The sequence below is a fragment of the Aquimarina amphilecti genome, assembly GCF_900109375.1.
Taxonomy (GTDB): domain Bacteria; phylum Bacteroidota; class Bacteroidia; order Flavobacteriales; family Flavobacteriaceae; genus Aquimarina; species Aquimarina amphilecti.
Window position 1 is genome coordinate 266,465 of record NZ_FOAB01000006.1, and the last position, 25,528, is coordinate 291,992.

At 32.7% G+C, this 25,528-nt stretch carries 24 protein-coding genes and 3 tRNA genes; 11 read left to right on the forward strand and 16 right to left on the reverse strand.

Features of this window, described 5'->3' with window-relative positions; translation table 11 throughout:
• The first annotated feature begins 137 nt into the window (after positions 1–137).
• The 3 genes from BMY33_RS16905 (at position 138) to BMY33_RS16915 (ending at position 3,396) form a co-directional block, all read left to right on the forward strand.
• The gene (locus BMY33_RS16905; protein ID WP_091410756.1) at positions 138–806 is read left to right on the forward strand and encodes a Crp/Fnr family transcriptional regulator; all 669 of its coding nucleotides are present in this window, start codon (positions 138–140) and stop codon (positions 804–806) included.
• 74 nt (positions 807–880) lie between these two features.
• The gene (locus tag BMY33_RS16910; protein WP_244543045.1) at positions 881–2,626 is read left to right on the forward strand and encodes a hypothetical protein; all 1,746 of its coding nucleotides are present in this window, start codon (positions 881–883) and stop codon (positions 2,624–2,626) included.
• 206 nt (positions 2,627–2,832) lie between these two features.
• On the forward strand, positions 2,833–3,396 hold the full coding sequence (locus BMY33_RS16915) for a TlpA family protein disulfide reductase (protein WP_091410759.1): 564 nt from the start codon (positions 2,833–2,835) through the stop codon (positions 3,394–3,396).
• Between the two features lie 3 nt (positions 3,397–3,399).
• On the opposite strand, the gene BMY33_RS16920 is transcribed toward BMY33_RS16915, so the two are convergent.
• The 5 genes from BMY33_RS16920 to BMY33_RS16940 all read right to left on the reverse strand — a co-directional run bounded on the left by BMY33_RS16920 (position 3,400) and on the right by BMY33_RS16940 (position 7,956).
• The gene (locus BMY33_RS16920; protein WP_091410762.1) at positions 3,400–3,849 is read right to left on the reverse strand and encodes a sterol desaturase family protein; all 450 of its coding nucleotides are present in this window, start codon (positions 3,847–3,849) and stop codon (positions 3,400–3,402) included.
• Between the two features lie 27 nt (positions 3,850–3,876).
• Positions 3,877–4,716: a phytoene/squalene synthase family protein gene (locus BMY33_RS16925; protein ID WP_091410764.1), complete on the reverse strand. Its 840-nt coding sequence runs from the start codon at positions 4,714–4,716 to the stop codon at positions 3,877–3,879.
• A gap of 98 nt (positions 4,717–4,814) precedes the next feature.
• Entirely contained in the window at positions 4,815–6,308 is a 1,494-nt protein-coding gene (locus BMY33_RS16930) for a phytoene desaturase family protein (protein ID WP_091410767.1), read from the reverse strand.
• Between the two features lie 28 nt (positions 6,309–6,336).
• Positions 6,337–7,233, reverse strand: coding sequence for a MerR family transcriptional regulator (locus BMY33_RS16935; protein ID WP_091410981.1), 897 nt, complete (start codon positions 7,231–7,233; stop codon positions 6,337–6,339).
• Positions 7,234–7,398: 165 nt separating this feature from the next.
• Positions 7,399–7,956 (reverse strand): RNA polymerase sigma factor, encoded by a 558-nt coding sequence (locus tag BMY33_RS16940; protein ID WP_091410769.1) that lies wholly within the window; start codon positions 7,954–7,956, stop codon positions 7,399–7,401.
• A gap of 88 nt (positions 7,957–8,044) precedes the next feature.
• Between BMY33_RS16940 and BMY33_RS16945 the strand changes: the two genes are divergently transcribed.
• Together BMY33_RS16945 and BMY33_RS16955 are read left to right on the forward strand one after the other, a co-directional pair.
• Entirely contained in the window at positions 8,045–9,208 is a 1,164-nt protein-coding gene (locus BMY33_RS16945; RefSeq protein ID WP_091410771.1) for a FecR family protein, read from the forward strand.
• Positions 9,209–9,449: 241 nt separating this feature from the next.
• Complete coding sequence (locus BMY33_RS16955) at positions 9,450–12,629, forward strand: TonB-dependent receptor (RefSeq protein ID WP_170837110.1); 3,180 nt, start codon at positions 9,450–9,452, stop codon at positions 12,627–12,629.
• A gap of 53 nt (positions 12,630–12,682) precedes the next feature.
• On the opposite strand, the gene BMY33_RS16960 is transcribed toward BMY33_RS16955, so the two are convergent.
• The 5 genes from BMY33_RS16960 to BMY33_RS16980 form a co-directional block, all read right to left on the reverse strand.
• Entirely contained in the window at positions 12,683–14,014 is a 1,332-nt protein-coding gene (locus BMY33_RS16960) for a M23/M56 family metallopeptidase (protein ID WP_091410777.1), read from the reverse strand.
• Positions 14,007–14,390: a BlaI/MecI/CopY family transcriptional regulator gene (locus BMY33_RS16965; protein WP_091410779.1), complete on the reverse strand. Its 384-nt coding sequence runs from the start codon at positions 14,388–14,390 to the stop codon at positions 14,007–14,009. The genes BMY33_RS16960 and BMY33_RS16965 overlap by 8 nt, the downstream gene beginning before the upstream one ends.
• A gap of 222 nt (positions 14,391–14,612) precedes the next feature.
• Positions 14,613–14,696: transfer RNA gene (locus BMY33_RS16970), tRNA-Leu, on the reverse strand.
• Between the two features lie 69 nt (positions 14,697–14,765).
• Positions 14,766–14,838: transfer RNA gene (locus BMY33_RS16975), tRNA-Lys, on the reverse strand.
• 79 nt (positions 14,839–14,917) lie between these two features.
• Positions 14,918–14,990: transfer RNA gene (locus BMY33_RS16980), tRNA-Lys, on the reverse strand.
• A gap of 133 nt (positions 14,991–15,123) precedes the next feature.
• Here BMY33_RS16980 and BMY33_RS16985 point away from each other — a divergent pair.
• Positions 15,124–15,645, forward strand: coding sequence for a shikimate kinase (locus BMY33_RS16985; RefSeq protein ID WP_091410781.1), 522 nt, complete (start codon positions 15,124–15,126; stop codon positions 15,643–15,645).
• Here BMY33_RS16985 and BMY33_RS16990 read toward each other — a convergent pair.
• From BMY33_RS16990 to BMY33_RS17000, 3 genes are read right to left on the reverse strand one after another with little or no spacing between them, the layout of a single operon-like run.
• A complete protein-coding gene (locus BMY33_RS16990) occupies positions 15,637–16,137 on the reverse strand; it encodes a phosphoribosyltransferase family protein (protein ID WP_091410782.1) in 501 nt (166 codons plus the stop codon). The two genes, BMY33_RS16985 and BMY33_RS16990, sit on opposite strands and share 9 nt — an antisense overlap.
• A 22-nt stretch (positions 16,138–16,159) precedes the next feature.
• Positions 16,160–16,741 (reverse strand): methyltransferase domain-containing protein, encoded by a 582-nt coding sequence (locus BMY33_RS16995; RefSeq protein WP_091410784.1) that lies wholly within the window; start codon positions 16,739–16,741, stop codon positions 16,160–16,162.
• Positions 16,738–17,127, reverse strand: coding sequence for an RNA-binding S4 domain-containing protein (locus tag BMY33_RS17000; RefSeq protein WP_091410786.1), 390 nt, complete (start codon positions 17,125–17,127; stop codon positions 16,738–16,740). The genes BMY33_RS16995 and BMY33_RS17000 overlap by 4 nt, the downstream gene beginning before the upstream one ends.
• Positions 17,128–17,218: 91 nt before the next feature.
• Between BMY33_RS17000 and BMY33_RS17005 the strand changes: the two genes are divergently transcribed.
• Positions 17,219–18,424, forward strand: a complete 1,206-nt coding sequence (locus BMY33_RS17005; RefSeq protein ID WP_091410788.1) for an FKBP-type peptidyl-prolyl cis-trans isomerase — start codon at positions 17,219–17,221, stop codon at positions 18,422–18,424.
• Between the two features lie 51 nt (positions 18,425–18,475).
• On the opposite strand, the gene BMY33_RS17010 is transcribed toward BMY33_RS17005, so the two are convergent.
• From BMY33_RS17010 to BMY33_RS17020, 3 genes are all read right to left on the reverse strand, one after another.
• On the reverse strand, positions 18,476–19,093 hold the full coding sequence (locus BMY33_RS17010) for a porin family protein (protein ID WP_091410790.1): 618 nt from the start codon (positions 19,091–19,093) through the stop codon (positions 18,476–18,478).
• A gap of 167 nt (positions 19,094–19,260) precedes the next feature.
• On the reverse strand, positions 19,261–20,214 hold the full coding sequence (locus tag BMY33_RS17015; RefSeq protein ID WP_091410792.1) for a transketolase family protein: 954 nt from the start codon (positions 20,212–20,214) through the stop codon (positions 19,261–19,263).
• Positions 20,215–20,265: 51 nt separating this feature from the next.
• The gene (locus BMY33_RS17020) at positions 20,266–21,111 is read right to left on the reverse strand and encodes a transketolase (RefSeq protein ID WP_091410794.1); all 846 of its coding nucleotides are present in this window, start codon (positions 21,109–21,111) and stop codon (positions 20,266–20,268) included.
• A 177-nt stretch (positions 21,112–21,288) separates the two neighbouring features.
• Here BMY33_RS17020 and tgt point away from each other — a divergent pair, with 177 nt between their 5' ends.
• The 4 genes from tgt (at position 21,289) to BMY33_RS17040 (ending at position 25,418) form a co-directional block, all read left to right on the forward strand.
• Positions 21,289–22,419 carry a tRNA guanosine(34) transglycosylase Tgt gene (gene tgt, locus BMY33_RS17025; RefSeq protein WP_091410796.1) on the forward strand — a complete coding sequence of 377 codons (1,131 nt, stop codon included), beginning with the start codon at positions 21,289–21,291 and terminating at the stop codon, positions 22,417–22,419.
• A gap of 1 nt (position 22,420) precedes the next feature.
• Positions 22,421–23,491 carry an LptF/LptG family permease gene (locus BMY33_RS17030; protein WP_091410798.1) on the forward strand — a complete coding sequence of 357 codons (1,071 nt, stop codon included), beginning with the start codon at positions 22,421–22,423 and terminating at the stop codon, positions 23,489–23,491.
• The gene (locus tag BMY33_RS17035; RefSeq protein ID WP_091410799.1) at positions 23,478–24,392 is read left to right on the forward strand and encodes a DMT family transporter; all 915 of its coding nucleotides are present in this window, start codon (positions 23,478–23,480) and stop codon (positions 24,390–24,392) included. The genes BMY33_RS17030 and BMY33_RS17035 overlap by 14 nt, the downstream gene beginning before the upstream one ends.
• A 72-nt stretch (positions 24,393–24,464) precedes the next feature.
• A complete protein-coding gene (locus tag BMY33_RS17040; RefSeq protein WP_091410801.1) occupies positions 24,465–25,418 on the forward strand; it encodes an acetyl-CoA carboxylase carboxyltransferase subunit alpha in 954 nt (317 codons plus the stop codon).
• Positions 25,419–25,528 lie beyond the last annotated feature (110 nt).

A 25,528-nucleotide genomic window follows, 5' to 3' on the forward strand; every position in this document is an offset into this window, starting at 1 on the left:
TTATAATAGTGTGTGATAATTAATTTTTTAACAAAAAAATAATTTGATCATTTTTTTGTAAGGATCATTTTAGTATTACGACAGTCCTTATGGTATCAGTCACTAGATATCTAACTAACTTATAAAACACAAACATCATGAGTACAATTTGGTTTTTTGAGGATGCCAATCTCTTCAAGGTATTATGTCCTCATAAATTTAGAAATTACAAGAAAGATCACGACTTCGACGCTTATAAGAAGAGCGATTACATTTATTTTGAAGAAGACTCAGCTAACAAGGTATATTTAATCGAAAAAGGAAAAGTGAAAATAGGCTATTATTCTGAAAATGGGAATGAAGTTGTAAAAGCAATCTTAACACGAGGGGAGCTTTTTGGAGAAAAAGCAATTTTAGGAGAAGATCGAAGAACCGAGTTTGCACAATCCGTTGACAACGCAACCTCTATATGTCCTATTGGGGTGCAAACTATGCACGATCTTATGAGGGATAATCAGACCTTTAGCTTAAAGGTTTATAAATTTATTGGACTTCGTTTTAAACGTTTAGAAAGAAGGTTGCAATTGCTCTTATTTAAAGATACTAAAACTAGATTACTAGAATTCCTAGATGAACTTAAAGAAGATTTTGGGTATTGCTGTCCTAATACTGGTGATACTGTGATACAACATCCATATACACAAAGAGATATAGCGAATCTTATTGGTACATCCCGCCCTACCTTAAATATCATTATGAACGAATTAAAGGAATCTAATAAAATTGATTTCAATAGAAGGGAGATTCGTTTAAAAATTGTTGCTTAGTGTTAGCTACCTAACATTTTAAAAAGTTTTATGAATTTACTTTTACAGTAATAATAATCATAAAATAAAAGGCAATGTTTAAAAAATTAATAATAGGAATGCTAGCGATAGGATTGATCGCAGTTTCCTGTAATGACGACGACGATAACGTACTTGTCGCTAATGCTGGTGAAATCGCTGGTGGTCCCTTCGAATTTGATGTGGATGGAGAAGCGGATATGGTTTCAGGAATTACATTGGATGACACCAATGCTTTCGGAACTAGTAGCACTTGGATAGTAACAGATGATCAAGGAAATATTCTTGGATTACCACCTACAATAACCGCAGTAGAAGGGGTTAATTTTGATGAAGCTGGTGCTGGAACTTGTTTAATATGGTACGCTAGATACAATGGAACTATTACTGGTTTAGAAATGGGGATGAATGCCAATGAAGTAACTGGTGATTTTGATCTTTCTAATTCTATTACTGTAGTAAGAAATCAAGTTGCAAACGCTGGAGTTATAGATGGAGGTCCATTTGAATTTGATGTTGATGGTGAAGCGGATATGGTTTCAGGAATTACGTTAGATGACACAAATGTATTTGGTTCTGGTAGTACTTGGATTGTAACTGATGATCAAGGTAATATACTAGGATTACCACCAACAATGACTGCTTTAGAAGGAGTTAATTTTGATAGTGCTGGAGCAGGAACTTGCTTGATTTGGTATGCTCGATACGAAGGAACGATATCAGGTTTAGAAATGGGGATGAATGCTAATGATGTTACAGGTGATTTTGATCTTTCTAATTCGATAACCGTAGTTCGTAATCAAGTTGTAAATGCTGGGACAATTTCAGGAGGTCCATTTGAATTTGACGTTGATGGAGATGCTGATATGGTATCTGGAATTACATTAGATGATACGAATGCTTTTGGTGCTAATAGTACTTGGATCATTACTGATGATCAAGGAAATATTTTAGGATTACCACCAACACTTATGGCAGTAGAAGGAGTTGATTTTGATGCTGCTGGAGTAGGTACTTGCTTAATCTGGTATGCTAGATATGATGGAACTGTAACTGGATTAGAAATGGGAATGAACGCTAATGATGTTACAGGTGATTTTGATCTTTCTAACTCAATAACTGTTGTTCGTAATCAAGTTGCTAATGCAGGAGTTATAGCCGGAGGACCATTTGAATTTGATGTAGATGGTACAGCCGATATGGTTTCAGGAATCACATTAGATGATACAAATGTATTTGGAGATAATAGTACATGGGTAATTACTGATGATCAAGGAAATATTTTAGGATTGCCACCAACAATAATGGCTGTAGAGGGTGTAGATTTTGACGCAGCAGGTCCAGGTGTTTGTTTAATATGGTATGCAAGATATACAGGAACAGTTACCGGACTAGAAATGGGTATGAATGCTAATAACGTAACTGGCGATTTTGATCTCTCTAATTCAATTACAGTAACTAGAAATTGTAATACAAGTCCAGGAGTAATATCCGGAGGTCCTTATACTTTTACTGTTGATGGAACACCAGATATGGTAAGTGGATTATCTATAGATAACTCAAATGCAGCAGGACCTAATAGTACTTGGATTATTACAGATGATCAAGGTGAAATCCTAGGATTGCCAGCTACTTTATTTGATGTACAAGGAGTGAATTTTGATGCGGCAGGTCCTGGAGTATGTCTAATCTGGTATTTGAGATACGAGAATGGGGTAGAAGGGTTAGCAATGGGAATGAATGCAAATGATCTTAAAGGTTGTTTCAGCTTATCAAACTCTATACAGGTAACAAGAAATTAAATATAGAAAAAGAGATAGTTATCATTGAAGATAATGTGAACTTAACGTAGCTTCTCTTCTCTTAGGAAGCATAACACAATAGTTCATTGTTGTTTTTTTGTTAGTTTAAAGCGCAACCTCTGGTTGCGCTTTATTAATTTATATACTTTTGTAAGGAAACTACTTTTTACTGACAAATATTAATAAAACAATACTGCAAATCGTTTATGAAGCTTACTAAAAAGAACATATCAAATTTAATTTTTGTAATTATTTTATTACTCTTTTTTATCCCTAATACTAGAGGAATGATGCAAATTTTCTTAACAAGAATATTTTCGTTTAGTCCTAGTTTAGTAGATGTAGAAGAACGAGCACAAGTGGCTTCTTATGATTGGAAACTTCATGGAGTTAATACAGAGTCAATGAATTTTAATATTGCAGAAGGTAAAGTGGTGATATTAAATTATTGGGCAACCTGGTGTCCTCCTTGTATTGCAGAAATGCCATCATTACAAAAACTGTATAATGACTATAAAGGTAAAGTGGTATTTGTTTTTCTTACTGAAGATGATGATCCAGAACTAAATAAATTTATGAGTGATAAGAGTTATAATTATCCTATTTATAGATCATTATCAAAGGAGCATCCTAAACCGTTCGTTCATAAGCCTATTCCGGGAACTTATCTTATTGATAAAAAGGGAAATATTGTGATTCATAAGATTGGCGCTGCAGATTGGAATACAGAAAAAGTAAGAAATACGCTAGACGAATTAATCTCGGAATAAAATTTAATTTTTAAAATATTTGAAAGGAACAAATAACATTCCGAAGCATTCTCCCTTGCTTTTGCCTAGATGTTTGTGATGTATCTTGTGTGCTCTGCGAACACCTTTTGCGTACCAATGATTTGCTTTTCTGAATAGCTTAAAACGTTGATGAATAAAAATATCATGTACAAGAAAGTAAGCAATGCCATAGGCTAATATTCCAAAACCGATAGATTCTCCAAACCAAAAAGTAACAGGATCATGAAGCATAATACAAGACATACTAATTACTGCATAAAACACAAAAAATAGATCATTACGTTCCCACCAACTACTGTGATCTTTATGATGATGATCTTTATGTAAAGACCATAAAAAACCGTGCATAACATATTTATGAGTAAACCACGCCATAAATTCCATAAAACAGAACGTGGCAATAAAAATTGATATCCAAATTAGTGTATTCATGTGAGATAAATCTTTTTTAATGAATCATTAAATTAAATGTAATCTGTAATCAAAATATGATTTAGCTAGTAATCCAAATTTTTGATAATTTGGAACTCGTATTCTAGTATTTTTTATTTCAACTGAAGGAGTTGATTTTAATTTGTTTAATAATTTCCTGTAGTAAATATAGGCTGTGTAAACTCCAAATTTAGCTTCTGCAGGTAGTTTCATGATTCCTTCGAAACCTTTATCGAAATCTTCTTGAATCTCCTCTATAATTCTTAATTTAGAAATCTCATCGAGTTGCGTCAAATCAGTATTCGGAAAATATGTACGACTTAAATCTTCGAAATCTGCTTTTAGATCTCTTAAGAAGTTAACTTTTTGAAAAGCAGAACCCAAATGCATAGCACTTTCTTTAAGTTCATTGTATTTTTTACTGTCTCCTTTTACAAATACTCTAAGACACATTAAACCAACCACATCAGCAGAACCATATATATATTCTTTGTATTCTGCATTGGTTAAATAGTCTGTTTTATGAAGATCTAATCGCATACTCTTCATAAAAGCTTCATATAATTCTGGTTCAATATTATATTGATGCACCGTTTCTTGAAATGAATTTAAAATAGGGTTTAAACTTATTTTATGCTCAATCGCTTTATACATTTCAATTTCAAAATCATTGAAAAGTGTTTCTTTATCATAATCATGAAAACTATCAACTATTTCATCAGCTAGCCTTACAAATCCATAAATATTATAAATATCCTGTCTAATAGAATCAGATAACATTTTAGACGCTAAAGAAAAAGAAGTGCTATAAGAGTTAGTAACAAGTTTACTACAATTATAAGAAACGGAGTCAAATAGAGCTTTCATGGATATGGTTTTAGTTAGGCTTAATTCTCATCATGTGTTGAGAATTAATAATTAGATCTTAATAGTGTTGTCGAATAATTAGATATATTTTACATAAATCAAACAGTCTGAAGTTTTGGTTTTCTTGATATATTTAACTGCGATTCTATTAATCCTGCTACTAATTTACCAGATATTAAAGAAGGTGGAACTCCAGGTCCAGGTACAGTTAGCTGACCGGTAAAAAATAAATGTTGTACTTTTTTACTTTTTAGCTTAGGTCTTAGAAATGCGGTTTGCAATAACGTGTTAGCCATTCCGTATGCATTTCCTTTGTATGAATTATATTCTTTTACAAAATCCTTAACACAAAAGGATTCTTTAAATATAATGTTATTTTGAACAGTTTGCTCAGTTAAATCCTCAAAACGAGTTATAATTTTACTAAAATAAGTTTCTCTTAACGCGGGAGTATCTTCTATCCCTGGTGCTAAGGGAATCAAGAAAAAACCATTTTCTTTACCTTCAGGAGCAGAACCGGAATCAGTCACAGAAGTGAAATTTGCATAAAAAAGAGGTTCTTCAGGCCATTTGGGATCGTCATAAATATCTTTAGCGTGCAAATCAAAGTCTGTATCAAAAAATAAATTATGGTGATGTATGTTTTTTAATTTTTTGTCAAAACCTACATAAAATAATAGTGAAGAAGGAGCAAATGTTTTGCGTTCCCAATATTTTTCTGAATATTGGCGATATTTTTGGTCTAGTAACGTTTCACTATGATGATAATCAGCACCAGATAGTATGATATCTGCATTAATTTTAGTGCCATTAACAACAATTCCATTCGCCACTCCATTATCTACATCAATTTTTTCTACAGGAGAGCTAGTGAAAAATTGAACACCTAAAGATTCTGCTAATTTTTTCATACCTAAAATTACTTGATACATTCCTCCTTTAGGATGCCAGGTTCCTAAACCAAAATCAGCATAGTTCATAAAACTATAAAATGCAGGAGTATTGCTAGGCTTTGCTCCTAGAAATAGCACCGGAAATTCAAGAATTTTAATCAATTTATCATTCTTAAACTCTTTTCTAACTTCTTTGGAAATTGTACTAAAAAACTGTCCAATTTTTTTGATTGTTTCTTTAGTAACTAATTCTATAGGTGATACACCTGGTCGATATACTAATTCATTGATAGCAATGTCATAGTTGTTTTTAGCATCATTAATAAACTTTTGAAGCTTTAATGAACTTCCTTTTTCTTCTTTTTCAAAAGCAGTGTAGATTTTTTCTAAGGTATCTTCAATAGTAATACTTTCCTTATTTTCAAAGAATACCTTGTATGCAGGGTTTAGTTTGTCTAGTGCATAAAAATCGGAAGGGGATTTATCAAAATCGTTAAAAAATTTTTCAAACACATCTGGCATCCAATACCAAGAGGGACCTATATCAAAGGTAAACCCATCTTTTTTAAGTTGTCTTGCTCTGCCGCCAATAGTTTCGTTTTTCTCATATATGGATACCTCAAATCCGGATTGTGCTAAATAACAAGAGGCAGAAAGAGATGAAAAGCCAGAACCAATGATTACTACTTTCTTTGACATAGTGGTTTGTTTATTGTAAAAAAATATATTATAGTTCTTTGATCAGGTCCGTGATAGATGAGAAATAACGGTGGTTGGGAGCGCTATTTTCAGATATGTGCATGGTTTGTTTTCCAAGCATCCAAAACTCACTTTCACGTTTGGAACATATTATATCGTTAAATTTTGCAACATAGTCTTTTATTTTGTCTTTTTCTGGCCTAACGGTAAAATAAGATAAAAATATAGTACTTTCATGGAAAGTAAGCATGTTTGGCAAACTATCAAGAGGAATACTTGGGCCTAAATAAATAGCTTTATAGCCCTGTAATAATATTTCATAGTTTATATATAATAAACCCAATTCGTGTATCTCATTTTCCGGAAGGAAAAGTATAAAAGCCTTATCAGTTTTTGTAGACTTAGAGTATTGAAGTTTCTCGATGTTTATAAGAAGTTTTTGTTTTATTAAATTCGTTATAAAATGTTCGTGAGAAGGACTTATTGTATTAGTTTGCCATAAAAGACCGATTTCTGTTAAAAGGGGTATGAAAACATCAGTAAAAATTTGTCTAAAGGTTCTTTTTTCAGCCAATTGTTCATAGGTGCCTAAAAACAATTGTAGATCATAGTTAAGCATCGATATTTTTAAAGAATTGATTGCTTGGTTTTTAGTGCTGTTATCAGAAACTATTCTCCTAACATACTCATCTATTTCTTCGTTATTAAGTTTAGAAACTCTAGATATTTTATATCCGCTATTTACTAAATATGTTACATTAAGTAATTTTTGAAGACTTTTTAAACTGTAAGTTCTTATATTGGTTTCCGTTCGATCCGGTGATAACAAATTATATCTTTTTTCCCATATTCTAATGGTATGCGCTTTTACTCCGCATAGATTTTCGAGATCTTTAATACTAAAATTCTGTTTTATATTGTTCACCTTTTCATATAAATAGTTAAACAAATTTAAACAAAAAAGTAATTAATTAAGAGATAGTTCTTGTTAAATTATCAACCTCAATTGTTAAAAAGATATTTAAAAATCAAATTTGGAGATAAGAAGATCTAATTGTTTATAGATGAAAAATCACTGATATATAGGTGATTAAAAGAAAAATCCAGAAACATTTGTTTTTAGAAAACGCAATGCTTTAGTTATATGAATCTCTACAGTTTTCGTAGAAATCCCTAAAATTTCAGCTATTTCCTTATGTTTTTTTTGTTCTAATCTGCTTAATTTAAAGACCTCTTGGCATTTTCTCGGTAATTTTGCAATTGCCTTTTCTATTTTTAACCAATCTTCTTCTTGTTGTAATTTTTCATTTTCTTGATATAACTGAAAAAGAGCTTTCCATTTTAACTCATCTAATAAATCGATTTCCTTTTTTTGTTGACGCAAATGCATTAAATACTCATTATGACAAGAACGGAAAAGGTAATTTCTTAATGAAGAAGTTATGTGTAATGTAGACTTTTTTTCCCAAAGCCGTAAGAATACATTTTGTACAAGATCTTCGGACAAGGCATTATTTTTAGAGAGCTTATAGACATAATTGCATAACCAATTATAATATTGATCAAATAAAATTTTATAACTTTTTTGATTTCCGTCTCTTAACCCTTTAATGAGTGATTTTTCTATGTTATGATTTTGGTATTTCATGATGACAATCACTTGCTAAATTATAAAAATTAAAATAAAGTAGGGGATTCATGTGATTTTTGCATCATGTATGTAGAAATGTAGTAGAATGAATAATTATTTAACAATAATTGAAAAATATTTAGAAGGGAATGCTTCGTCTTTTGAGAAAGAAAGTTTAAAACTGTGGTTGAATGAAAAGCAGGAGCATAGAGAATTTTTTGAAAAAAAAGTTGCTGAATGGAATGAGGCACATCAAGAAATTTCTGTTAACTCAGATAAAGCTTTCAAACGTTTTTTAGATAAGACACAAGAAAATAATAAGGTTGTCGAATTTCGATCCCTAAAAAGAGTATTGCAGTATGCAGCTATGTTTTTGGGAATCTTGGGGTTGGGATATTACCTAATTGAATTGAATCCTACTAAAGCAGGAAATGAAAGAATTTTAGTCTTGAATGAAGAGATACAAGAGGATAGAATTAAAATTGTTCAAGATGATGGTACAGTAACGTATATGGATATTAATGGCTTATCAGATGTTATAACAACAAATGGTACTGTGATCGGTAAAAAGGTTAAGGATAAACTGGTGATATCAGATGATACTAAAAATGAAGAAAAACTAGAATACTTAGAAATTTCTATTCCCAAAGGGAGAATTTTTCAATTAAGTTTATCCGATGGAACTAGAATATGGATGAACGCAGATAGTAAACTAAAGTTCCCTAAAAACTTTATAGCTACTGAAAAAAATAGAATAGTATACTTGCAAGGAGAAGCATTTTTTGATGTCGCTACAAATAAGAGGCAACCATTTTTAGTAAAAACAAACGGAATGGATGTAAAAGTGTTAGGTACACAATTTAATGTGTCTTCTTATCAAGAGGATACCACCATAAAAGCAACATTGGTAGAAGGTTCTGTTACTATAAACACCGGGGATGAATTAGAAGTAATTAGTTTGAAGCCCAACGACCAAGCGATTTATTCTAAGGACAACAGAATGATAAATAAGAAGATAGTAAATACGGTTTTATTTACATCTTGGATGCAGAAAAAGATGATTATACAGAATGAATCCTTTGCTGAAGTAATTAAACGACTAGAGAGAACTTATGATGTAGAAATCATAAGTACAAATCAAAAATTAAATAATACTCGATTTACCGGAGAATTTGATATAGAAAATGTAAAACAGATTCTTAACGTATTTTCCAAAACTATAAATTTTAAATATGTAATAGAAAATAAAAGAATTGTCATCGCCCCATAACTAAGATGCAATTTTCATTCGGAGCTTATCGGAGAATTTCTAGACACTAAATATTTGATAAGCTTCGGGTGATTTTAGAAGATTAAAATCAAACCATAAAAAAAGGAAGTGCTGCAACACTTCCCTTATGGTCTGATTATTATTTAACTGAGTACTAACAACCAAACTTTTCAAAATTATGAAAAAAAAGGGTAACTGTACGCTATTTTCACACTTAGCGCACAAATCAATCGTATTAAAAATGAGGCTTACACTAGTTTTATTTAGTTTTTCCATCTTTCAGATGATGGCAACTTCCGGCTTTTCGCAGGGTAAAATAGAATTGGATTTAGAACAAACAGCAATTACTGACGTATTAGAAGAAATTAAAAATCAGACTTCGTATAAGTTCTTCTATATTAATGATGAAGTCAATTTGGATCAAAAGACTTCGATTAAAGTAAAGAAAGAAACTATTGATAAGGTTTTGTCAATACTTTTTGATACAACGGATATTTCTTATTCCATATTGGGAAAACAAGTGATATTGAAGAAAAGACCATTTACACAGGAAAAACAAAAGATAATAAGGGAAGTAAAAGGTAATGTAAAAGATTCTAATGGGAATCCACTTCCTGGAGCTAATATCTTAGTAAAAGGAACTACTATTGGAGCACAAACGGATTTTGAAGGGAATTTTATAATCAATATGCCTGATGACAATAGTATATTGGTTATCTCTTATATTGGTTTTGAAACCTTGGAAGTAGATACCACTGGAAAAGATTTTATTTCGATTGCATTAAAAGATGCATCAGCTCAATTAGATGATGTTGTGATTGTAGGATCTAGAAATCCTAGTCGTACGGCAACAGAGACAGCGGTTCCTATTGATGTAATTGATATTACTCAAATTGCTACACAAGGACCGCAAACATCTGTAAATGAGATTTTAAATTATGTAGCGCCATCTTTTACATCGCAGACGCAAACGGTTTCTGATGGAACTGATCATATTGATCCGGCATCTTTACGAGGATTGGGTCCTGATCAGGTATTGGTATTAGTTAATGGAAAGAGAAGACATAATACTGCTCTGGTAAATGTAAATGGAACAGTGGGAGCTGGTAGTGTTGGAACTGATCTAAATGCAATTCCAACAGCGGCGATTCAGCGAATCGAGGTATTAAGAGATGGAGCAGCTGCTCAGTATGGCTCTGATGCTATTGCAGGAGTAATTAATATAGTATTAAAAAAGGGAACTAATAAGTTGGATGTTACATTGACTACTGGAGCTAATTTCAGTAAGAATTCCAACCAATTCGATGGAGGTAGTGATGGAGAAAAAGTAAAGCTTGATGTTAATTATGGATTACCAATAGGTGATAATGGTGGGTTTATAAATTTCACTGGTTCTTTGTCAACACGAGAACCCGCTTTGCGTAATAGAGATTATCAAGGAGATATCTTTAGGGGTTTTCATGGAGCCGAACGCATATTTACCGCTAATGGTGGAAATGTTGCAGAAATGACATTAGGGGATTATCAAACAGCTTCGCAGGATATATCTTATTTAGATCAAACAACAAGAGATCAGATTGCGGCATTGGATGTTACAGATCCAAATGATATTGAAACATTTAGAACTTTATTAGATATTGATGTTGATGAGGATGAATTGTCAGCACGTGGTTTGACACGAACAGATTTTAGATTTAAGGTAGGAACTGCTAAACTACGAGAAGGAAAATTCTTTGCTAATATGTCTATTCCTTTAGGAGAAGATGCAGAGTTTTATAGTTTTGGAGGGATTAGTTATAGAGAAGGTTTAGCTTCTGGTTTTTATAGAAGACCTGCGCAAGGAGATGGTAGAGCGAATACTCCAGCGTTTCCAAATGGATTTTTACCTAATATAGGAACGGATATCGTAGATAAATCAGTTGCAGTAGGAATCAAAGGAAAAGTAAAGGAATGGAATGTAGATTTTTCCAATACTTATGGGATAAACAATTTTGATATTACTGTAGGAAACTCCAGTAATGGAACTTTAGGAGTATCAACACCAAGGAGTTTTGATGCGGGAGCTTTAAGTTTTATGCAGAATACTACAAATCTAGATATTGGTAGATTTTATGATGATATTTTTAAAGGATTGAATATTGCAATGGGAGCAGAGTACAAAGTAGAAAATTATACGATTACTGCAGGAGAAGAAGCATCATACACAAGTTATGATGTCAATGGTAATATTGTAACGAGTACCACTCCAGAAACTGATTTAGTACGTAATAATTTTACCGGAGCAGTCCTTGGAGGAGGTTCTCAGGTATTTAGAGGGTATGATCCCAATAATGAAACTGATGAATATAGAAATAGTATTGCAGGATATATTGATTTGGAAGCTGATTTTACAGAGAAATGGCTAGTAAGTCTTGCAGGTAGATATGAGAACTTTTCGGATTTTGGAGATACATTTAATTATAAATTAGCTACACGTTATAAGATAACAGAAAACTTCTCTGTTAGAGGGGCGAATAGTACAGGATTTAGAGCGCCATCTTTACACCAACAATTTTTTAGTCGTACGAGTACAGTTTTTGTAGATAATCAGCCTTTTGAGCAAGGAACTTTTACGAATGATAGTAGGGCTGCATCATTAATTGGAATAGCAAAGTTAAAAGAAGAAACATCTAGTAGTTTTAGTCTTGGACTTACTGCCAAAGTTCAAAATTTTACTATCACAGCGGATGCATATGTAATCAATATAGATGATAGAATCGTTTATAGTGGTAGTTTTGGTAACGGAGGAGATCCTGAGCTAACACAAATATTCGAAGATGCCGGTGCAACCAGCGCAAGATTCTTTGTGAATGCAATAGATACAAAATCACAAGGGATAGACATTGTGATTTCACATAAAATGAACCTTGGAGAAAATATGTTACTTAAAAATGATCTTTCGGGAACGTTCGCTAAGACAGAAGTAGAAGAAATAAGAGTGCCTGAGAAAATAGCAGCGGCTGGAGAAGGTGGAAGCTTTTTTGATGGACAGGAAGAAGCATTCCTGACATTAGCGCAACCAAGAACTAAATTAAGTTTAACTAACGCATTATCTTTTGGACGATATGACATTCTATTAAGAAATGTATTCTTTGGAGAAGTAACAGATCCAGATGATTTTAATGGAGATCCAAGGGTGGATGGTACTGTTGTTAGTGATGACGCTGTATATGGAGGAAAAGTAGTAACCGATCTTTCATTCTCCGCAAAACTTTTAGAAAATCTAAACATTACCATTGGAGCTAATAATCTCCTTGATGTATATCCTGATGATAACCGAGCAGGAGGAACAGCTGGTGATCAGTTCGTGTATTCTAGAAGAACCTCGCAATTTGGATATTCCGGTAGATTTTTATTTGCAAGAATTAATTTTAGCCTTTAGATAAAAACATAAACAGGCAAGGATTAAGATATCTTTGCCTGTTTTTTATATGTTTATTTTAAGTAATCCATTGGATCCATGTTTTTTCCATTAAGTCTTACTTCATAATGGAGATGAGGGCCAGTAGAAAGACCTGTATTTCCACTTTTTCCAATAATTTGTCCTTTGCTTACTTTTTGATTTTCTGTTACTTCGAAACTATCTAAATGAGCGTACCAAGTTTCATAACCGTTAGCATGGGTAATAACAATTAAGTTTCCCCAATTCCCTTTATCCTTTGCTACAGAAATTGTTCCATCTTCAGTGGCTAATATAGGAGTTCCGATTTTAGCCCGAATATCTATTCCTCTATGAATCACTTTCTTTTTTGATAGAGGGTGCTTATGAATTTTTCCATAAACCGCAGTAATGTTGTCTTTTGAACCATTTTCGATTGGAAATATAGAAGGTGGAATTTCTACTTTTACTTCTTCTTCGATAATATTTTCAACAATATTTTTATCGTCAAATTTGGGTTGCACAAAGGCTGTTAAGAGTACAATAAAGATTGGTAGTAATAAGGCGTATCTAATAATACTTGCCTGATTAGAATTGGTTTTTGTGATCATGTCTATTCGTTTTTTGATTAATGAATGATTGAAATAACTATGTAATTTTTTTGTTTGTCTGGTTTGTAACGTATTGATAAGGAGTTCTAAATAATAGGATTTTTTTATTTGGGTATTTAGAACAAAGCTATCTGCTTGGAATTCGTGAACAGATCGTATTGATTTTCTGAAAAAATAAGAGAATGGATTAAACCAAAATATAACAACATACATTTCCGTAAGTATTAAATCTGCAGTATGCCATAGTTTAATATGTGCTTTTTCATGTTCTATAATGGGCGTGGCAATTTCATTTATTTTATCTTTTGGAATAAAAATCCAGCCGAAACTTGAGAATATATGAGGAGTATCTGTTGTAACAAAACGATATCCATCTTTCGAAAATATATTGGACTTTTTCTTTATTCTATAAAGTTGTATTACAGATAGAGATAATCGAAATAGTGCTGTAAAGAAACCCAAGATGTATATTAATGAAATAAGATTAGTCAGATAATTCTTTTCTTCGGAGCGTGGCTTTTTCGGCAAAACAACTTCTGTTGCTGGTTGATCTATCGGTAGAAGTTCATTAAAAAATGGGATTGTTATAGTTTCGGTGGTTACAGTGAATTCTATTTGATTTAGTAAAGGAAGACCTAAAGAGAAAGGTATTAAAAGGAGTAATACTATTCTATTGACCTTGTGAAAGGTTAATCTTTTTAAAAATAAATAGTACGAAGTATATAACGTGGCTAAACAAATACTGGCTTGAAACAAATATGTTAAAAAATCACTCATTTTCTCTCTTTAGTTTTTCTATTTTTTCTTCTATAAATTGTTTCATGTCTTCTAGTTCAGAAACATTTAGATCTTCGTCATTTGTGAAAAACATAGCGAATTTACTTATGGAACCACTAAAGAAATTTTTCACAACTCCTTTGAAGTGGCTTTTAAAATATACTTCTTTTGATATCAATGGGTAGTATTCCTTTATTCTGCCATAGGTGTTGAAGCTTATAAACTTTTTAGTAACTAGAGTTCTTATTACTGTAGATATAGTAGTATAAGCTGGGCGAGGTTCTGGGAATTGGTCTACGATATCTTTTAGGAATGCTTTTTCAAGTTTCCATAAGTATTTCATAATCTGCTCTTCAGCTTTCGTTAAGTCTTTCATATGGTAAATATAACTATAATTTTAGTAATATTACTACAGATATAGTAATATTACTAAAATTATAGTTATAAAAATGTTGTTAATATATAAGGTATTGTTTTTTGAATACAAGTTTGTATGATTCTCGTCTTGGTTAGTAATTTTTCAAGAATTATTACTTTTAAAGAAATTGATGGGGATTAATCTCTGTAACATTACAAGAGTTTAATGAAGTAAAAAAAGTGCCCAGAGCGGGAGTCGAACCCGCACGCCCTAATGGACACATGGCCCTCAACCATGCCTGTCTACCAATTCCAGCACCTGGGCAATATAATTTGTTTTACAATATAGTATAAAACTAAAAAAGTATCACAGGGGAATTGCGATACTTTTTAGTGACCGGGCTGGGGCTCGAACCCAGGACCCTCTCCTTAAAAGGGAGATGCTCTACCAACTGAGCTACCCGGTCATTGATAAATTAATTATCGTGTATTTTAAAGAACTATAGAATAAATAATCAGCAATACTTCATAATTATTCAGTATCAGTGACCGGGCTGGGGCTCGAACCCAGGACCCTCTCCTTAAAAGGGAGATGCTCTACCAACTGAGCTACCCGGTCATACATTCTTTTTCCTTGAATGCGGGTGCAAATATACTATCAAAAATTTATTTTTCAAGAAGAATTTAATATAAATTTACATTTTATTTTAATTGCTCTTTTTTTCAGGCATAAATAACCTAAATTTTAGTTTATGAATATTATTTTATTGGGGTATATGGGTTGCGGTAAATCTTCTATTGGCAGGGATTTAGCTTCTAAATTGGAAATGCAGTGTCTCGATTTAGACGATTTTATAGAAGATCAAGAAAAAAAATCAATAGCTCAGATTTTTGCTGATAAAGGAGAGATATATTTTAGAAAAAAAGAAAATGAGTATCTAAAACAGGTATTAGAAACGAAAAATAACCATATAATTTCTTTAGGAGGAGGTACTCCATGTTTTGCTGGAAACATTGAAATAATAAAAGAAAACACAAATGTAAAAAGTGTCTATCTAAAAACATCTTTAGAGGAATTAGTGGATAGATTATATCAAGAGAAAGAAAAACGTCCTTTAATAGCTCATATATCGTCTAGGGATGATCTTAAAGATTTTGTTCGTAAACATCTTTTTGAAAGATCATTTTATTATAACCAAGCCGAGTATATTATTTCTACTGATGATCGTACTATTGGAGAAGTTACTAACGAAATACAGAATACCTTATTCTAATATAGCAAGATCTTTTTTTCCAAAAGTTACGTTTACGTGCTCATGTAGTGAGGTGGAAAGAGAAATTCCTTTGAAATCTGCTTTTATTGGATATTTTTTATGATTTCGATTTACAAGAACAGCTGTTTTAAATCTAACTAATGGAACATCTAAAAAATGCTTTACACCATAAACTAAGGCTGTACCTGAATTAAGAACGTCATCGGCAAGAACCAGTGATTTGTTAGCATATTCAGAAGAAGAAATGGAGGTATGTACAGTGTCTTGTGGAGATGATTTGTCCATAGTCACTTCACATAACGTAATATTAATATCCGAGATCTCTTCTAGAATTTTTTTTAGTCGTTGAGCAAAAACATATCCATTACTAGAAATACCAGCAATCACAATTTCTTTTTCATTTACATTGGTTTCATAGATTTGATACGCGATACGTTTAATCTTATGTTGGATTTGTTCGTGAGTAAGGATAATATTGTCTTCGGCTTGCATTTGTAACAGTTATAGTATTCTTTCAATTAACCTCAAAGATAAAAAAGAGTTCGGTATCCATGCGTGGTATAATGGAATTATAACATTTTTCTAAAATTTTAATTTTAAAATAAGGAGAAAACAACTCTAAATATTCTTTCTTGTTTCCTCCAAAAGGAGGCCCTTTTTTTTCGAACGTGATATCAAACAAGAGACCAATTAATTTTCCATTTGGTTTTAATAGAGATTTCATTTTAGTGATATAGTCAATTCTTTGAATAGGAGAAATAGCACAAAAAAATGTTTGTTCAATAATGATATCAAATTGATTTTCTAACTTAAAAAAATCCTTATATAGTATCTGTGATTCAGGGAAATCAGGAAAGTTTTTTTTAAAATTAGATAATGTGTCTTCTACAAAATCTAATATGTAAATATTTTTAAATCCTTTCCGAAATAAATAAATAGCTTCATGAGCATTTCCACATCCAGGAATTAATATTTTTAGTTTTTTGTTTTCTAATTGATTAAAATAAGAAATAATTGGAGGAGATGCATACCCAATGTCCCATCCAGTTTGATTTAATTTGTATTTATTATCCCAAAAATCTGAATCTAATTTCATTCTTCGCTATCTTTATCGGAAGGCTCTTCAAACCAGTCATCAATATCTCTTCTGTCTTTCTTGGTGGGTCTACCGCTCCCTCTCTTTCTATAATAATCCTTAGAATATTTTAAAAGATCTAATTTTTGCAACGTTTCTTTTGGAGTAACGTCTTTACGGTATATGTCGACTAGCTTAGCGCCAAGTCGACTTTTTGGTGTGTCCAGAACAACAAGTTCATAGTTAACCTGGTTTTTTCGAACTGTAATTTTATCAGTTGGGTAGATTTCTCGTGATGGTTTTATAATATCACCATTCACTCTTATTTTACCTTCTTTACAAGCTTTAGTAGCAATACTACGTGTCTTGAAGTATCTGATACACCATAAATATTTATCAACTCGCATAAAAAATGATTAAAAAATGCGTTTTATCTATAATAATAGTTGAGCAAAAGTACAAGAAAATTGTATCTTGCGCCTTCAAAAAAGCAATCAGATGAATGTAAGAAGATATATTTTTGCCGCAAGTGTTGTTGTGGCAGCCTTATATGCCTGTAATAACGATGATGATGATGGTATTATTAGTGTTCCGCCAAGAGATGAAGCAGAACAACAGGCGGATGAAGATCCAATAATACAAGATTACTTAAAAACACACTTTTTTACATTGGTAGATAATCCTGCTAATCCGGATTTTCAGACGGTACAGTTTGATACTATAGCGGGTGATAATAGTGGCCAAACTTCTATTTGGGATTCTGGTCTTTTGGAAACTAAAACAGTTACCAATCAAGATACCGAAGTGTCTTATACATTATATATGCTTAAATATGATGAAGGAGTTGTTACTGAACGTCAGACGCAATTTGCGGATTCTACATTTGTAACATATACTGGTGAGGTGTTTTATGATTATGAAGATGATGATGGAGATGGTATTCCTAATGATGGAGATGTTGATGCCGATGGTGATGGTGAGCCTGATACTGTAGATGACTCTGTTACAAAAACGGATAGTGATGATGATGGAATTGCAGATGATAGTGATATTGATAATAACCCTGGAGCATCGGATTCTGATGGCGATGGTGTAATTGATGACAATGATCCTGTGGATAATAATAATCCTAGTAGAAGAGTTTTTGATAGTGCAGTTACTCCTTTATGGTTTGATTTAGTAAATGTTGTAGAAGGTTTTAGGGAAGCTGTAGTTGATTTTAAAGGAGCTTCTGGTTTTATAGAGAATGCTGATGGTACTGTTAGTTATAATATGGATTTTGGTAATTTCACGGTCTTTATGCCTTCAGGTTTGGCATATTTTGCAGAACCGCAGAACGGAATTCCGCAATATGCTCCATTAATATTTAGTATTCAGTTATATGGAAGTGTAGAAGCTGATCATGATAATGATGGTGTTCCCTCTTATTTAGAAGATATAGATGGAGATAGGTTAGTTTTTGATACTGATGATGATACCGATGCTAATGGTTTTCCTGATTATTTAGATCCGGATGATGATGGTGATGGAACATTAACTATAGATGAAGATTTAGAGCCAGATACAGATTTAACTGTGGATAGAGATGGAGATGGAGATCCTACTAATGATATTGGAGATGGAGATCCAACAAATGATGATACTGATGGTGATGGAATTCCAAACTATCTCGATACGGATGATACAGCATCTAGAGATGATTAATTTATAAAAAAAACTCCGATAATTTTACCGGAGTTTTTTTTATAAATGAAATTATAAGTCCAATGCTAAACTTAAAATAAATTGATTAGGTCTAGAATCAACTCTAATTGTTTGTCCTGTATTTGCGTCAATAGTCTGAGCCTGGTTTTCGGTAATTCCTCTTTCATACCTAAGGTCTATGTTTAGTCGTCTTATCTGTAACCCTACACCAAATTGAACTCCTACAGTAAACTCGTTTTTAACTTCGCTTAGCCTGACATCTTCCAAGTCATTATCTACAATATACTGTAAAGAAGGTCCTCCAAAAACGTGTAACGGGCCTAGTAAATAAACTCCTGCTAGAATAGGAAGATCTATTTTCTTTACATTGTAATTTAATTTTCTGTTTTCAAATGAATAAGAGCTGCTGTTTTGGGTGTATTGTAGTTCGGGTTTTAGATAGAAGTTATCAGTAATATCTCCTCTTAAGAAGATGCCAATGTGATAACCAACACGATCATCGGCATTTTCAGAAAGTAAGTTATCACCTGCGTTGGTGACATCACTAAATTCGATTTTACCATTATCTCCATAATTTAAACCGGCTTTTACACCAAAATTTATTCCTTTTTCTTGCGATATGATTGAGCAAGAAGTGAAAAGAATTAAAAACACTAATACATTTTTCATTTTAAATGAGTTTTAAAAGATGAATAATTAACTAATTATTTTTTTGGTTGTGGTCAGTGTTTCTTCTATAACGGAAATAGAATCTGATTATTCTAATGGCTAATAAAAAAGTCTTCTGTGAAAACAGAAGACTTTTAATATAATTTGGTATAATGGAATAGTTAGTATTACTTTCTTTTTATCACTTTTTCTACTGCATTTGTAATAGCTTCAGCATTTAATCCATATTTTTCCATAAGTTGATCTGGAGTTCCACTTTCTCCGAACGTATCATTGGTTGCAATAAATTCCTGTGGTACTGGGTGGTTTTGAGATAATACCCTAGATACACTTTCTCCAAGACCTCCTAAAAAGTTATGTTCTTCTGCGGTAACTATACAACCTGTTTTTTTAACCGAATTTAAAATAGCTTCGTTGTCAAGTGGTTTGATAGTGTGTATGTTAATTACTTCAGCACTAATTCCTTTTTCTTGTAATGCTTCGGCGGCAAGTAAAGCTTCCCAAACTAAATGACCAGTAGCTACAATAGTAACATCAGTACCTTCTTGTAAATGAACCGCTTTTCCGATTTCAAATTTTTGATCTTCTGGAGTAAAATTTGCAACTTTTGGTCTTCCAAAACGTAAGTATACGGGGCCTTCATAGTCTGCAATAGCCATTGTAGCTGCTTTGGTTTGATTGTAGTCACAAGGATTAATTACAACCATTCCTGGTAACATTTTCATTAATCCAATATCCTCTAAGATTTGATGAGTAGCACCATCTTCACCTAGTGTCAATCCAGCGTGAGAAGCACAGATTTTTACATTTTTTCCACTGTAAGCAATGGATTGACGAATCTGATCATAAACTCGACCTGTAGAGAAATTAGCAAATGTTCCAGTGAAAGGTATTTTACCTCCAATAGTCAATCCAGCAGCTATTCCCATCATATTAGCTTCAGCAATTCCTATTTGAAAAAAGCGATCTGGATTATTTGCAATAAATGCATCCATTTTTAGAGAACCAATAAGATCCGCACAAAGTGCTACAACATTCTCGTTTGTTTTTCCAAGTACTTCAAGACCTGCTCCAAAACCTGAGCGAGTATCTTTTTTTCCTGTATCTATATATTTTTTCATGAATATTTTTTTTAAGTCATTTCTGTAAAACAGAAATCTCTTTTGTACGCCTTAGTAATCTCCTAAAGTCTCTGGATTTTGTGCTAAACCTATTTCTAACTGCTCATCATTTGGAGCTTTACCATGCCAAGCGTGTGTGTGCATCATAAAATCAACTCCGTTACCCATTACCGTATGCATCAAAATACAAATTGGTTTCCCTTTTCCGGTTCTACTTTTAGCTTCTTTTAAGCCTTCTATTACAGCTGTGATATTATTTCCTTCTTTGATTTCCATAACATCCCAACCAAAAGCTTCAAATTTAGCTCTAAGACTACCTAAGGATAATACATCATCAGTAGATCCATCAATTTGCTGTCCATTAAGATCTACAGTAGAAATAAGATTGTCTACTTTCTTTCCAGACGCATACATAGCTGCTTCCCAAATCTGACCTTCTTGTAGTTCTCCATCTCCGTGAAGACTATATACAAGGTGATTGTCATTGTTTAGTTTTTTTGCTTGAGCAGCTCCAATGGCTACAGACATACCTTGTCCAAGAGATCCAGAAGCAATTCGAATTCCAGGAAGTCCTTCGTGTGTTGTAGGGTGTCCCTGAAGCCTACTATTGATAAGTCTAAATGTATTTAGTTCTTCCACAGGAAAGTACCCACTTCTTGCTAATACACTATAAAAAACAGGAGAAATATGTCCGTTAGATAAAAAGAAAAGATCTTCTTCTTTTCCGTCCATATCGAAACCATCTTTTCTTTCTAGAATTTCTTGATAAAGAGCTACAAAAAATTCGGTACATCCCAGAGAACCACCTGGATGCCCTGAGTTTACTTTGTGAACCTGTCGAAGAATATCTCTACGAACTTGGGTTACAAAATCTTCTAATTGTTGTGTTTTTGGCATTGCTATGCTAATTGGCTTAATGATTAAGGCGCAAAAATAAAGGTTTTGATTACCGTGGCAAAATGTCTGATCACCTTTTAATTAAGATACTATTGTTAATAACGAAAAGTTTTCGGAAACTTCACTTTATTAAAGTAGTTTTAGTTAGTTATCTTTGCGCTCTACGAAATAAAAATTATGCAATTCGACCTATTATCTACGGACCCTGAGAGTAAGGCTAGAGCCGGAAAAATAACAACTGACCATGGAGTTATCGAAACTCCAATCTTTATGCCTGTTGGTACTGTGGCAACTGTAAAAGGTGTGCATCAAAGAGAGTTGAAAAATGATATTAATCCAGATATTATATTAGGAAACACATATCACCTGTATCTAAGACCACAAACACCAATTTTAGAAAAAGCAGGAGGGTTACATAAATTTATGAATTGGGATAGAAATATTCTAACAGATAGTGGTGGTTATCAGGTATATTCTTTATCAGCAAATCGTAAGATTAAGGAAGAAGGAGTTAAGTTTAAATCTCATATTGATGGTTCATATCACGTGTTTACTCCAGAAAATGTAATGGAAATACAACGAACAATTGGTGCTGATATCATAATGGCGTTCGATGAATGTACTCCATATCCTTGTGATTATCGATATGCGAAAAGAAGTATGCATATGACACACAGGTGGTTAGATAGGTGTATGCAACATCTTGAAAAAGTTCCAGTTAAATATGGATATGATCAGACTTTTTTTCCGATAGTGCAAGGAAGCACTTATAAGGATCTAAGAAGACAGTCTGCAGAATATATAGCCAATGCTGGAGCAGAAGGAAATGCAATCGGAGGATTGTCCGTAGGAGAACCGGCTGAAGAGATGTATGCAATGACCGAAGTAGTAACTGAAATATTACCAGAAGATAAGCCTAGATATTTGATGGGTGTTGGTACACCTATTAATATTTTGGAAAATATTGCGCTGGGGATTGATATGTTTGATTGTGTAATGCCGACAAGAAACGGTAGAAATGGAATGTTGTTTACAGCACACGGAACTATTAATATTAAGAATAAAAAATGGGAAGATGATTTTTCTCCGATTGATGAAATGGCAATCACATACGTAGACACAGAATATTCTAAAGCATATTTAAAACACCTTTTCTCTGTCAATGAAATGTTGGGTAGACAGATAGCTACAATTCATAATTTAGGTTTCTATTTATGGTTGACTAGAGAGGCGAGAAAACATATATTAGCAGGAGATTTTTATTCTTGGAAAAATATGATGGTTAAACAAATGGATAAAAGACTATAATTTGAAAATATTAGACTGGTATATACTTAAACGTTATTTGGGTACATTTTTTGCAATGATTCTTATGTTTATTCCAATAGGGATTATCGTTGATCTTTCTGAAAAAATAGATAATATATTGGAGCACGAAGCACCATTTGGAGCTGTTGTTTCTTATTATCTAGATTTTACAATATATTTTGCGAATTTATTATTTCCATTATTTGTTTTCCTTTCTGTAATTTGGTTTACTTCTAAGTTGGCTAATAAAACGGAAATCATTGCTTTTTTAAGTTCTGGAGTTTCGTTTTGGAGATTTCTTAGGCCATATATGATAGGAGCAATTTTGATTTGTGTGGGAGCCCTTGCGATGGGATTGTTTTTAGCTCCTAAAGCAAGTCAAGGATTTAATGAGTTTAAATATACCTATCTAAAAAAGGGCAAGAAAGTTCAGGAAACAAGAAATGTATACCGCCAATTAAATGATAGTATCTTTTTATATGCCAGTGATTTCAGGCCGCTTAAGAAAAAGGCAACAAATTTCACATTAGAGTATTTTGATGGGAATAAATTAGTTACTAAAATTTCTGCAAGAACTATTACTTCAAAAGATAGCGTTTATGAATTAAGAGATTTCGTAAAACGTACAGTTTTAGAGGATAAGGATATTATAGAAAAAGCTAGAAAAAAAGATACTGTTTTACCTTTTGATATAGATGAATTTACTCCGGTAACTTATGTGGCAGAGACGCTAAATTATATGGAGTTAAATAAATTTATCGAAAAAGAAAGCAAAAGAGGTTCTTCTGATATAAACCGATATAAAGTTGTGGCTTACAAGAGATGGAGTATTCCCGTTTCAGCTTTTATACTTACTGTTATTGGTGTAGCTGTTTCTTCTATGAAAAGAAGAGGGGGAATGGGGGTTAATTTAGCTGTTGGTATTTCGTTAGCCTTTGTCTTTATCTTTTTTGATAAGGTTTTGGGTACTTTAGCTAATCAATCAGATTTCCCACCTTTAGTAGCTGTATGGTTTCCGAATTTTTCTTTTGGGATATTAGCAATTTATCTATTATACAATGCCAAACGTTAAACTTCAGAACTATTTACATTTTCATTTTATTGTATTTATCTGGGGTTTTACCGCTATACTAGGAGAGCTAATCTCCATTGAAGCGTTACCTTTAGTGTGGTATAGAATGTTAATGGCTTCAGGATTTATTTACATTTACATTCGTTTTAGAAAAGTTTCTTTAAATATATCAAGGAAACTCTTATTCACGTTGTGTATAGCGGGCGGTATTATAGCGTTACATTGGATCACGTTTTTTGCCGCAATAAAAGTTTCTAACGTTTCCATAACGCTAGCTGTTTTATCTACAGGTGCATTTTTCACATCTATTTTAGAACCTATTTTCTATAAGCGGAAATTAATCTGGTATGAAGTTGTATTTGGTTTGATGGTAATCGGAGGTCTTTATATTATTTTTAACGTAGAAGGAGATTATTTTCTTGGGATTGTGTATGCATTATGTTCAGCTTTTTTATCTTCTGTTTTCTCACTAATTAATGGTAAGATTGCGCAGCAATATTCACCATCGATGATTTCTTTTTATGAATTATTAAGTGGAGTAGGTTTTGTTACCGTTTATTTGATAGGGATGTCTTTTTTAGGAGCAGAAAACGATGGTTTTACAGTTGGTTTCTTTCAATTATCAACTTCGGATTGGATATTTCTTATAATACTTGCTTCTTTCTGTACTGCGTATGCTTTTATTGGTTCTGTGCAGGTTATGAAATACTTAAGCCCTTATACAGTAATGTTAACGATAAATTTAGAACCAGTTTATGGAATTGTATTGGCATATTTAATTTTTGGAGATTCAGAAAAAATGAATCCAGGATTTTATTACGGAGCCCTTATTATACTTGGGACTGTGGTACTAAATGGGGTGTTTAAAAATCTTAAAAAAATAAAAAGACAAAGGTCTTAATACTAGTTTAACAAGTATTGTTTTATATTTGTCCGCTAACCCTAGTTAAAAAAAACAAAATATATTCTTGATATGGAATATTTAGAATTTGAACTCCCCATAAAAGAACTCGAAGAACAATTTGAAAAAGCTTGCGCTATAGGAGCGGAAAGTGATGTTGATGTCACTGATACTTGTAAGCAAATTGAAAAAAAGTTAAACGAGACTAAAAAGGAGATATATAAGAACTTGACTGCTTGGCAGCGAGTACAATTATCTAGACATCCATCTAGGCCATATACTTTGGATTATATAAATGCTATTTGTGGAGATTCTTTTTTAGAATTACACGGTGATCGTAATGTTAAAGATGATAAAGCGATGATTGGTGGTTTAGGTAAAATTGGTGATCAGAGCTTTATGTTTATTGGTCAGCAAAAAGGATATAATACCAAAACAAGACAATATCGAAATTTTGGAATGGCTAATCCTGAAGGATATAGAAAAGCACTTCGTCTTATGAAAAGTGCGGAAAAGTTCAATATCCCTGTTGTTTGTTTTGTTGATACTCCAGGAGCATATCCGGGATTAGAAGCAGAAGAAAGAGGGCAAGGAGAAGCTATTGCTAGGAATATTTTAGAAATGACACGTCTAAAGGTTCCAATCACGGTTATCATTATTGGTGAAGGTGCTAGTGGTGGAGCATTAGGAATAGGAGTTGGAGATAAAGTATTGATGTTAGAAAATGCTTGGTATTCTGTAATTTCGCCAGAAAACTGTTCTTCTATATTATGGAGAAGTTGGGAACAAAAAGAAATTGCGGCAGAAGCATTGAAATTGACGGCAAAAGATAGTGCCAGACTTAAGGTTGTAGATGAAATCGTAAGAGAACCGCTTGGAGGTGCTCATAGCGATCGCGAAAAAACTTTTAAGACCGTACGTGACAAAATTTTGTCTTCTTTCGATGAGATGAAAAACTTATCACCAGAAGAATTGGTAGAAAAGCGTATGGATAAATATGCCAATATGGGAGTCTTCAAAGGCTAACCCCTAATAAATCACTTGACATCTAAATCTGAAGTTTATGACTTCGGATTTTTTTGTGCTTATTAACAATATTATTAAGTTATCAACAGTTCATTTGTTGAAGACTGGTG

Bases quoted from the DNA above. Each gene is read 5' to 3' on its own strand.
- BMY33_RS16905 (WP_091410756.1), top strand. From the start codon at position 138: ATGAGTACAATTTGGTTTTTTGAGGATGCCAATCTCTTCAAGGTATTA.
- BMY33_RS16910 (WP_244543045.1), top strand. From the start codon at position 881: ATGTTTAAAAAATTAATAATAGGAATGCTAGCGATAGGATTGATCGCA.
- BMY33_RS16915 (WP_091410759.1), top strand. From the start codon at position 2,833: ATGAAGCTTACTAAAAAGAACATATCAAATTTAATTTTTGTAATTATT.
- BMY33_RS16920 (WP_091410762.1), bottom strand. From the start codon at position 3,849: ATGAATACACTAATTTGGATATCAATTTTTATTGCCACGTTCTGTTTT.
- BMY33_RS16925 (WP_091410764.1), bottom strand. From the start codon at position 4,716: ATGAAAGCTCTATTTGACTCCGTTTCTTATAATTGTAGTAAACTTGTT.
- BMY33_RS16930 (WP_091410767.1), bottom strand. From the start codon at position 6,308: ATGTCAAAGAAAGTAGTAATCATTGGTTCTGGCTTTTCATCTCTTTCT.
- BMY33_RS16940 (WP_091410769.1), bottom strand. From the start codon at position 7,956: ATGAAATACCAAAATCATAACATAGAAAAATCACTCATTAAAGGGTTA.
- BMY33_RS16945 (WP_091410771.1), top strand. From the start codon at position 8,045: ATGAATAATTATTTAACAATAATTGAAAAATATTTAGAAGGGAATGCT.
- BMY33_RS16955 (WP_170837110.1), top strand. From the start codon at position 9,450: ATGAGGCTTACACTAGTTTTATTTAGTTTTTCCATCTTTCAGATGATG.
- BMY33_RS16960 (WP_091410777.1), bottom strand. From the start codon at position 14,014: ATGAGTGATTTTTTAACATATTTGTTTCAAGCCAGTATTTGTTTAGCC.
- BMY33_RS16965 (WP_091410779.1), bottom strand. From the start codon at position 14,390: ATGAAAGACTTAACGAAAGCTGAAGAGCAGATTATGAAATACTTATGG.
- BMY33_RS16985 (WP_091410781.1), top strand. From the start codon at position 15,124: ATGAATATTATTTTATTGGGGTATATGGGTTGCGGTAAATCTTCTATT.
- BMY33_RS16990 (WP_091410782.1), bottom strand. From the start codon at position 16,137: ATGCAAGCCGAAGACAATATTATCCTTACTCACGAACAAATCCAACAT.
- BMY33_RS16995 (WP_091410784.1), bottom strand. From the start codon at position 16,741: ATGAAATTAGATTCAGATTTTTGGGATAATAAATACAAATTAAATCAA.
- BMY33_RS17000 (WP_091410786.1), bottom strand. From the start codon at position 17,127: ATGCGAGTTGATAAATATTTATGGTGTATCAGATACTTCAAGACACGT.
- BMY33_RS17005 (WP_091410788.1), top strand. From the start codon at position 17,219: ATGAATGTAAGAAGATATATTTTTGCCGCAAGTGTTGTTGTGGCAGCC.
- BMY33_RS17010 (WP_091410790.1), bottom strand. From the start codon at position 19,093: ATGAAAAATGTATTAGTGTTTTTAATTCTTTTCACTTCTTGCTCAATC.
- BMY33_RS17015 (WP_091410792.1), bottom strand. From the start codon at position 20,214: ATGAAAAAATATATAGATACAGGAAAAAAAGATACTCGCTCAGGTTTT.
- BMY33_RS17020 (WP_091410794.1), bottom strand. From the start codon at position 21,111: ATGCCAAAAACACAACAATTAGAAGATTTTGTAACCCAAGTTCGTAGA.
- tgt (WP_091410796.1), top strand. From the start codon at position 21,289: ATGCAATTCGACCTATTATCTACGGACCCTGAGAGTAAGGCTAGAGCC.
- BMY33_RS17035 (WP_091410799.1), top strand. From the start codon at position 23,478: ATGCCAAACGTTAAACTTCAGAACTATTTACATTTTCATTTTATTGTA.
- BMY33_RS17040 (WP_091410801.1), top strand. From the start codon at position 24,465: ATGGAATATTTAGAATTTGAACTCCCCATAAAAGAACTCGAAGAACAA.